Below are 8,629 nucleotides of genomic sequence, written 5' to 3' on the forward strand. Positions count from 1 at the left end.
CCTCCCGTTCCCTCGCTGGAATGCCACGGACCTCCAGAATCTCACTGGATTCTGCGCCGCCGGAGGGGAGGCCCCCGGCCCGCCCGCTTCGGCGATCTGGGGGAGGACCCCGCCGGGCTGGCCTGGAAGAACCCCCTTGCCGAGGCGCCGCCCTGTGCTACGGTGGACCCCCTCTGGTGCTCCCTGGGGGGTACGGCCCATGTCGTCCCGCAACGGCTTCGCCCTGGTCGCCGCCATGATGGTGCTCGCGCTCCTGAGCGTGCTGGGCATCGCCGCGGTCCAGTCCACGACCCTGGAGGTGCAGATTTCCGCCCGGGACCGGGATGCCCGGGCCGCCCTCTACCTGGCGGAGGCAGGTCTCGAGGAGGCCCGGTATTACCTGGCCCGGGGTTGGGGGAAGATCGAGGCCGCCGCCGCCGGCCAGGTGCGGGTCGCCACCCCCATTGCCGGCCCCCTGGACTCCTGGGACGGCAACCGGTACGCAGGGTTCACCCTGGTGGACCGCACCGGCCACGGCTTCCCCATCCAGAGCCACACCGCCGCTCCCCACCCCGTGATCGCCGTCGCGGGCGGCGACCCCGCGCCGGGGCGCTTCTTCGTCTTGCGCGAGATCCCCGACCCCGCCGCCGACCCGGCCGTCACCTGGGACGCCGCCGCCTCCGCGCTCCGGGTGGACGACCCGGTGTGGGCCGCGGGTACCGCGGCGGACCGCTGGAACCCCTGGGTGCTGTGGAACGCCTCCCGCCAGGGGTTCCACGTCCGCGCGTCGGGTGCCTCGGTCATTCCTCCCTCCGTCTGGCTGGAGCTCTCCGGGGATCCGGGGCCGGGCCCCTACCGCCTCGCCCGGAATCCCTGGGCGGCCGCCCTGGCCGCGGGGCACGGGGCTCCGGGGGACGCCCACGGCGCTACCCCCGCCTGGGACCGGAACTTCGCGGACGTGGCAGGCAACCCCTTGGGCACGGCGCGGGTCCAAGCCAGCGCCCACCCTTCCGAGGCCGGCCGGTACCTCCTCTCGTCCACCGGCACCGTGGACCGGAGCCGGCGGCAGGTGAGCCTCACCCTCCTGCGGGCCGGGCTGCCCGAGCAGCGCCTCGGGGATTGGAGGGTGGAAGATGGGCTCTAGACGGGCCTTCACCCTGGTGGAGCTCCTGATCGCCCTCGCGCTGGTGGGCATCCTGGCCGGGGTGGGCACGCCCTACGTGCTGGTCAACCTCCCCACCTATCGGGTCAACGCCGCCGTGCGCCAGGTGGTGGGGGACCTGCGTCTGGCCCGGACGCTCGCGGTGGAGCGGGGCGTGCACGCCTTCCTGGTCTTCGACCAGGCTGGGGTGGCGTACACCCTCGTCCTCGACACCGACGCAACCCCGGGGGTGAGCCCCGGGGACGACGTGGTAAAGACCGTCGCCCTGGGGGAACGCTACCGGGGGGTCGCCTTCGGGAGCGCCTTGACGGGAGATCCCGTGAGCTTCGGCGGTGACCAGGCCCTCTTCAAGCCCCGGGGCACGTCCAACGGCGGGACCGTGTTCCTGCGCCCCGGGCAAGACGCCGGCGTCCGGGAGGACCGGGAGCGCAAGGTCACCGTCGTGTCCACCACGGGGCGGGCCCGGGCGTTCCGCAGGAGCGGGGCGGGATGGGAAGGATGATGGCTTTGGCGGTGCCGCGCGGCGCGAGGCGACCATCGGGACTGCGGCTCGGCGCCCTCCGCCGGGGCACGAGGGCCTTCACCCTCGTGGAGGCCCTCGTGGCCATGGCGGTCTTTTCCGTCGGCCTCGCCACCCTCATGCCCCTCGTCATCGCCAACCTGCGCGCCAACGACGGCGCCGCGGTCCGCAGCCGGGCTGTTTCCCTGGCCCAGGGGCAGGCCGAGGAGCTCCGCGCCCTGGAGTACGAGCTGCTCCGAACCCTCGCCGCCGCTCCCCCGGCACCCCGGGTCGTGGGGGGGATCTACACCGTGGAGCTCGCGTTCCCTGTGGCGCCCCCCCTGGCCGGGGACGAGGACGACCTCACGCGGATTCTGGTGTCGGTCGGCTGGGACCTGGGGGCGCGGGGCACGGGAGAGGTTTCCTTCCTTACAGCCAAGGCGAGGTACTGATGCGACGGCCCGGCGGGTTCACCCTGGTGGAGCTTCTGGTCACCCTCGCCGTCGTGGGAGTGCTCCTCTCGTTCGTCTACCAAATCTTCATCTCCCAGCAGCGCTCCTTCTCGATCCAGGAAGAGGTTGCCGACGCCCAGCAAAACGCCCGGGTGGCCCTGGAGGAGCTCACCCACGCCCTCACCTCCCTGGGAGCCGGGGTCGCGGGAGAGGAAGGCCAGGTGCGCCTGCTCGTGGCCCACCCCTACCAACTCACGTTCAACGCCGACCGGAGCACCGACCACGCCGCCCTGGCACCGGGGTCCGCCGTGCCGGGAGCCGAGCCCGCCGACGGGTACCAGGTCATCCCGGGCGCCTACGCCGCGTCCCCGGCCGAGACCTACCGCTACTTCCTCAAGCCCGACGGCCCCCACCACACCCTCACCCGGGAAGTGAACGGCAGCGCCGGCGCCCAGGTGGCTCTCCACCTGGCGAATCTGCGCCTGGGGGAGCCCCTCTTTATGTACTACGGCGACTTCGACGGGGACGGGACCTTCGAGACCCTGGACCGGGTGGACACGGCAACGAGCCCCAGGGTCGCGGCCGGAGAGCCCCTGGACACAGTGGTCCGGCGCATCGAGCTCCACGTCATCACCCAGACCGACCACCCGGACCCGCGCTTCCCCGACCACGGCGGATACCGTTTGACCCGGCTCACGAGCTCGGTCTCTCCCCGAAACCTCTGGGACTGCCCGGTGGTAAGCCTCCTACCCGCCACGGTCCCCGACCAGGACCCTGCCGCCCCCGGCCACCAGCTCCATCGGAGCGCGGCGCTGCTGGGGAGCACCCTGGACATCGGGTTCCGGGTGACCCGCGGGGGAGCCGCCGAGGCCGGGCGCCGGGTGGAGTTTTCCCTGGCCGGCCCCTCCGCCGCCACGGTCACCGGGGCCGGCACCACGGACGCGGATGGACGCGTCGACGCCGCCATCACCTGGCCCGCGGCCTGCGGCGCGTTTCCCACGGGCGTCCACACGCTGACCGCCCGCACCGCCGAGCCGCCCACCCTGTCCACCCCCTTCGGCCTGTGCGCCCCACATACCGCCACGGTGGACCTCGAGGTCATCCCGGGCCTGCCGGCATCGGTTTCCTTCGACGGGGTGGCCGTGGCCCCCGGGGCGCCCCACACCGCCGGCGCGGCCCACACCCTGGACGTGCCCGGCTGCGGCGGCACGGTGGACGTGACCTACGAGGTCCTGGACTACTGCGCGCAGCGGGTGCGGCCCCAGGACGCCCTGGCCCACCCGGTGGACCTGGAAGTGACCGACGGCGGCGGCCAGCCCGCCGCCGGCTTCGGCGACCTCGCCCCGCCGCGCCTCACGGCCGAGTCGGGGGTCCTCACCTACCGCAGCTACGATGGGGGGCCCTACAGCGCCTACTCCAGCGTGCAGCGGGTCAACGTGGCTCCCCACCCCTACCTGGCGGCCGTGCGGCCCGCGGCCCTGCCGGGGGAGGTCGTCGTGCGCGTGCACCCGGTGCCCCACCGGCTCGCCGGGCTCACCCCCCATATTGCCGCCGCATCCTTCTCCGACTGCCCCGACCCCTCCCTGGGGGTCGCCGACACCTTCGGGATCGAAGACGCCTGCGGCAACCCCCTGACGACCCTCCTGGGAAACCCCTTCGGGGACTTCTACGTCGCGGCGGCGCTCGTCTCGCCCCCCCCGCCCGTGCCGGTCCTGGGTACCCTCGCATCGGAGGGAAACCCCTCGCCGTTCCCCGACGCGGTGGACATCCGCCGGGACGACGGCCTGGGCCAGGTGTCGGCCGGCACCCCCGGAGCCTGGGTCAGCGGCGGCAGCTTCGAAATTCGTTACGCACCCCCCGTGTGCGGCCTCGGCGACCTGGCGTACCGGCCCACGGTCACCCTCACCCCGAGCTGGGACCCCGCCGGTGCCCTGCCCGCGCTGCCGGTGCATCTTTCCCCCTGCACGAGCTGCGCGGTGCGGGTGCTCGACGGCGACGGCAATCCCGTCACGACCCTGCGCCGCGACTGCGAGCCCGAGTACACGGTGGAAGTGACCCACTGCGAGCCCCTGGGCACCACCGTCGAGCTCGTGGTCGAACCCTTCGGGGGTGGAGGCAGTGCGAGCTTCAGCCCCGCCGCCCTCCAGACCACCGCCGTGCTGCCCTTTGCCGCCGGAGCCCCCCCCGGCGCCCCCCAGACCGCCCGGGCGCGACTCTACGTGAACCACGCCGGAACGGGGAGCTCCTTTCGGATCGCCGCCCACCTGCCCGACGCCGCGGCCGCGGGCACCCTGGGGGCGGTCACCTGCCGCAGCGACGCGGTCTCGGTGGATACCTCCTGCGATCACCTGCTCATCAGCCCCGTGCCCGACAACCCGGGCCCGGTGCCCGCCAACCCCCGGGCGCAGGACACGCCCCTGTGCGCCGCCGAGGGATCGGAGGTCTTCTTCCGGGTGAAGGACTGCGACCAAAACGCGCGGGAAGGCGCAGCCGACGACATCCAAAACACGGCCGGAACCCACCGAGGCCTCCAGGTGGAGGTGGTGGACGCGGACGGGACGGTGCTCGATCGGGAAAGCCCCGACCTCTTCGAGTCCGACGTCCACGGCACCCGCGCCTTCGACAGCCCCTATTTCCAGGGGTCTCTCCCGGTCACCCGGGACCCGGACGACGGCGCCTTCAGCGGCCGCCTGCGGGCGCCCGTGGACCGGGTGGTCACCGTGAGGGCCCGCTACGCGGACCCGGACGACCCGTGGGACGACCGGTGCGCGGCCGAGGCGCTCCTGGTGCCGCCCTTGCCGGTGTGCTTTCCGTTCCCCGCCCAGTCCTGGGGCGACTGGGAGGGGGAACTGCGGGTCCACGGGGGCGACGCCGCGGTGGCCGGAGACCTCCTCCTGCCGGCGGCGCCGCTGCTGGTGGCCAAGGACCCGGCCGCGGCGCCCAGCTCGGCGGCGTATGGGCCCGTGCCGCGAGACCCTTTCTTCAACGCCTACGTGGGGGGGACCATCTCGGTGGACGGCGCGCCCCTCCTCTCCCCCGGCGAGACGGACCAGCCCTTCGCCCCCGGGGGCGCCGGGGACACCGTCTCCATCTCCCACCCAAACTACTTCCAGCGGGTGCCCGACGCGGCGGGCCTCCTCTCCCGTCTGGACTACGACCGGCTGCGCCTCCTGGCCAAGGCCCGGGGGGTCTACTGGGAGGCCGTGCCCGGGCCCGCTGGGTCGTGGCTCGTGGCCAACCCGGCCCGGCCCCAGCTCGGGGCCATCTCCTTTGCCGAGGCCACCCGCCTGGGGGGGCTGGGGGCCCACGACGGCGCCTTCGCCTTCGTCGATGCACCGGCCGGTCTCCAGGGCGCCGGGCGGGTGGACCAGGCGGACCTGGGGGATCTGCCGATCTTCACCGTGACGGGGGAGTACTTCACCCGGGGTCTCCTGTACGTGGCGGGCTCGGTGATGTTCGATGCCGCCGCCGGCGCGCGGGAGGTGGAGGCGGAGGCCGCGGCCCCCGGCGACGCCCGCTACGACGAGGCGGCGGGGGGCTTTGCCCGGGCCGACCTGCCCCTGGACTTCGCGGCGGCCCCCGGCCCCACGGCCCTGGGCCCCTTGGCGGTGAACCTGGCCGGTGCCCTCTACGCCGACGGGGAGATCCGCCTGCCCGGCGGCCCCCGGATCTACGGGGCGATCGCCGCGGAGCGCGGGGTGCGCCAAGCGGGCACCGCCGAGCTCTGGTACGATCCCCGGTGGATGGAGAGCCGCTTGGAGCTTTGCTCCCACTGCTGCGGCCTGTCGCTTTCTCCGGCCGCCCCCGAGCTGGCCCTGGGCGACATGCTCCTCCTCGCGGCCCAGCGGCCCGTGGGCCGGGTGGTCTGGGAGAGCCTGGCCCCCCAGGTCGCCGCGGTGGACGACCTCGGCCTGGTCACCTCCCGGGCCGAGGGCCTCGCCGTGGTCCGGGCCGTGGACGAGAGCGGGTGCGTCGCCGAGGCCGAGGTGCGGGTCTTCTGCGGCCTTGCCCTCGAGGCCCCGGGCGGCACGGACCTGGAGCCCGGGGCGCGGGCCACGGTGGTCGCCACCGGCCACCAGGGAGGGCCCTCCTGGTCCATCGACCATCCCGCCGCCCTCACCCTCATCCAGAATTTCGGGCCCACGGTGGAGGTGGAGGCGGGCGCCATCGGGGGAGCCCAGGTCACCGCCCTGGACGGGGCCGGCTGCTCGGCCTCCCTGGATTTCACCGTGAACTGCCCGCCCGGGCGCCTCCTCCAGGCCCAGCCGGCCGTTCCGGGCCCGGGGGAGACGGTCGCCCTCTCGGTGCGCGAAGGGGGTCTGGACGTGACCGCGCGCTACACTTTCTCCGCCGGCGGCGCGCCCCTGCCGGGGAGCACCCTCACGGTGCCCGGCCTCGCCCCCCTGGACGTGGCGGCAACCCTGGCCGGCGGCCAGTGCCCCCTCGGGCCCCTCACCGTCACCCCGGCCTGCCCGCCCTACGCCCTCTCGGCCGCCCCGATCCCTGCCCGGGTGGGTCAGCCGGTGGAGCTGGCGGTGCGCGACGCCGCCTCCACCGACATGACCGGCGCCTTCTCCTTTGCCGCCTCCCCCCCGGGGTCCGCCTCGATCCTCGGCGCCACCCTCCTGCCCCTGGCCCCGGGCAGCCTCTCCGTCACCGGAACCGACGCCTTCGGCTGCCCGGCGGGTCCGGTCTCGTTCCCGGTGGAGCCTTGAGGCGCAAGAAGCCCGTGGAGCCCACCGCGAGCTCCGAAACCGCCTCCCCGGCCCCGGGCCCCAAACGGCCGTGCCCGGCCGCCGGCGCGGACACGCCCGCCTCGGAGCACGGCGGGAGGAGCACCGGCGACAGGTTGGAAGAGGGGGAGTTTCGGCCCATCCCGGGTTGGCCCGGGCGGCTCTTCGTGCCGCGACACCACGGCGAGCGCAAGCACCCGTGTCGGGAGTGCTTTGCGTGCCAGTGGTGCCCCGACGCCCGGTGCGCCGCGTGCCTGGGCCGGTGCGGGGAGTGCCCGGAAGAGCGAGGGGAGACGCGAGGGGAGACGAAGGGCCCCCCTGCATTCGGATGAGAGCAGGGGGTCGAAACGCCAAAGGCTTATTTCACGCAAAGCCGCAAAGTTCGCAAAGGATGGCGCGACGGTTGGTTCTCGAAACACCCAAAAAGCCCTTCTTTGCGCCTTTGCGCCTTCGCGTGAGATGAAGTTGTCCTTCGCAGAGTCAAAGGCTTGTTTCACGCAAAGCCGCAAAGTCCTCAAACGAAGGCACAAAGGCGGTCTCCCGAAACACCCCAGAGCCCTTCGTTGCGCCCTTGCGTGAGGCGCTCTCGATCTTCCCGACGTCCTTCCCTGGTACCCTCCGCGCCCGGAGGATCAGGGGCTTCGCCCTACAGTTCCCGCATCACCGCCGTCTCGTCGCACTCCGGAAACTTCACGCAGTGGATGCAGTCCTGCCAGACCTTGTGGGGCAGCGCCGATTTTTCCACCTCGTGGAAGCCCAGGGTCTGGAAGAAGTCGGGCCGGTAGGTGAGGGCGAAGACCCGGGCGAGGCCGAGCTCCCGGGCCTCCCGGAGGCACCGCTCCACCAGGAGCCGGCCGATCCCCTGGCGCTGGCAGTCCCGGCGCACGGCCAGGGAGCGCACCTCCGCCAGGTCGATCCAGCAGATCCGCAGCGCCGAGAGCCCCACGAGCTCGTCTCCCCGGCGGGCCACCACGAAATCCCGGATGCTCTCGTAGAGGTCGAGGCGGGAGCGGGCCAGGAGGTCGCCGGTGCGGGCGAAGTCGTCCAGCAGGGCCTTCATGGCCTCCACGTCCGCCAGGCGGGCCCGGTCCAGGGTGATGGCGGCGAGCGGCAAGGCGGTGGTTTCGGCAACAGCATTCACGACGCACTCCTCTCCACGAGCTCCCGGGCGTGCTCCCGGGTGGTCCGGGTGACGTGGCGCCCCCCGAGCATGCGCGCCAGCTCCTCGATGCGCTCCTCCGGGTCCAGTGCCCGCACCCGGATCACGGTGCGGCCCCCGTCGAGGAGCTTCTCCACTCGCAGGTGGCGGGCGGCGCGGCTGGCGATCTGGGGCAGATGGGTGATGCACAGCACCTGGCACGCGGTTGCCAGGGCGGCCAGGCGCTCCCCCACGGCGTCGGCCACCGCTCCCCCGATGCCCGCATCCACCTCGTCGAAGACCAGGGTCTCGACCCCCGTGTCGCGAAGGGCATTCTTGAGGGCCAGGAGCACCCGGGAGAGCTCGCCCCCCGAGGCGATGCGTGCGAGCGGCAGGGGGGGCTCCCCCGGATTGGGCGCGAGGAGGAAGCGCACCTGGTCGGCCCCGTCGGGGCCGGCCTCCCCCGGCTCCACCGCCACGGCAAACGCCGAGCGCCCCAGGGCCAGGGCTTCGAGCTCCGCCCCCACCCGCCGGGCCAGCTCCACTCCCGCTCCGCGCCGGGCGTCCCGCAGGTTGGCGGCCGCGGCCTCCAGGGCGGCGGCCGCCCGGCCCCGGGCGGCGCGGGGCGTTTCCAGCGCACACACGGTGGTGTCCGCCTCCCCCAGC

The 8,629-nt window shown here is 73.8% G+C and carries 6 protein-coding genes; 4 read left to right on the top strand and 2 right to left on the bottom strand.

All coding sequences use genetic code 11. The annotated features are described in order from the left end of the window. Positions 1 to 199 precede the first annotated feature (199 nt). The 4 genes from AB1578_19410 to AB1578_19425 are packed head-to-tail and all read left to right on the top strand — an operon-like array spanning position 200 to position 6,807. Positions 200 to 1,123: a pilus assembly PilX N-terminal domain-containing protein gene (locus AB1578_19410; protein MEW6490062.1), complete on the top strand. Its 924-nt coding sequence runs from the start codon at positions 200 to 202 to the stop codon at positions 1,121 to 1,123. Beyond that, the gene (locus AB1578_19415) at positions 1,113 to 1,643 is read left to right on the top strand and encodes a GspH/FimT family pseudopilin (GenBank protein ID MEW6490063.1); all 531 of its coding nucleotides are present in this window, start codon (positions 1,113 to 1,115) and stop codon (positions 1,641 to 1,643) included. The genes AB1578_19410 and AB1578_19415 overlap by 11 nt, the downstream gene beginning before the upstream one ends. Further along, the gene (locus tag AB1578_19420) at positions 1,631 to 2,092 is read left to right on the top strand and encodes a prepilin-type N-terminal cleavage/methylation domain-containing protein (protein MEW6490064.1); all 462 of its coding nucleotides are present in this window, start codon (positions 1,631 to 1,633) and stop codon (positions 2,090 to 2,092) included. Before AB1578_19415 ends, AB1578_19420 begins: the two co-directional genes overlap by 13 nt. After that, on the top strand, positions 2,092 to 6,807 hold the full coding sequence (locus tag AB1578_19425; protein MEW6490065.1) for a prepilin-type N-terminal cleavage/methylation domain-containing protein: 4,716 nt from the start codon (positions 2,092 to 2,094) through the stop codon (positions 6,805 to 6,807). The genes AB1578_19420 and AB1578_19425 overlap by 1 nt, the downstream gene beginning before the upstream one ends. 664 nt (positions 6,808 to 7,471) lie before the next feature. Here the strand turns inward: AB1578_19425 and AB1578_19430 are convergent. After that, positions 7,472 to 7,966, bottom strand: a complete 495-nt coding sequence (locus AB1578_19430) for an N-acetyltransferase (protein ID MEW6490066.1) — start codon at positions 7,964 to 7,966, stop codon at positions 7,472 to 7,474. Further along, positions 7,963 to 8,629, bottom strand: a 667-nt coding sequence (locus AB1578_19435) for a DNA repair protein RecN (GenBank protein ID MEW6490067.1), incomplete at its 5' end; no start/stop codon positions are given. The genes AB1578_19435 and AB1578_19430, both read right to left, overlap by 4 nt.

This window comes from Thermodesulfobacteriota bacterium (assembly GCA_040756475.1).
GTDB lineage: Bacteria > Desulfobacterota > Deferrisomatia > Deferrisomatales > JACRMM01 > JBFLZB01.

Coding starts and splice junctions, on each gene's coding strand:
- AB1578_19410 (MEW6490062.1), top strand. CDS start 200: ATGTCGTCCCGCAACGGCTTCGCCCTGGTCGCCGCCATGATGGTGCTC.
- AB1578_19415 (MEW6490063.1), top strand. CDS start 1,113: ATGGGCTCTAGACGGGCCTTCACCCTGGTGGAGCTCCTGATCGCCCTC.
- AB1578_19420 (MEW6490064.1), top strand. CDS start 1,631: ATGGGAAGGATGATGGCTTTGGCGGTGCCGCGCGGCGCGAGGCGACCA.
- AB1578_19425 (MEW6490065.1), top strand. CDS start 2,092: ATGCGACGGCCCGGCGGGTTCACCCTGGTGGAGCTTCTGGTCACCCTC.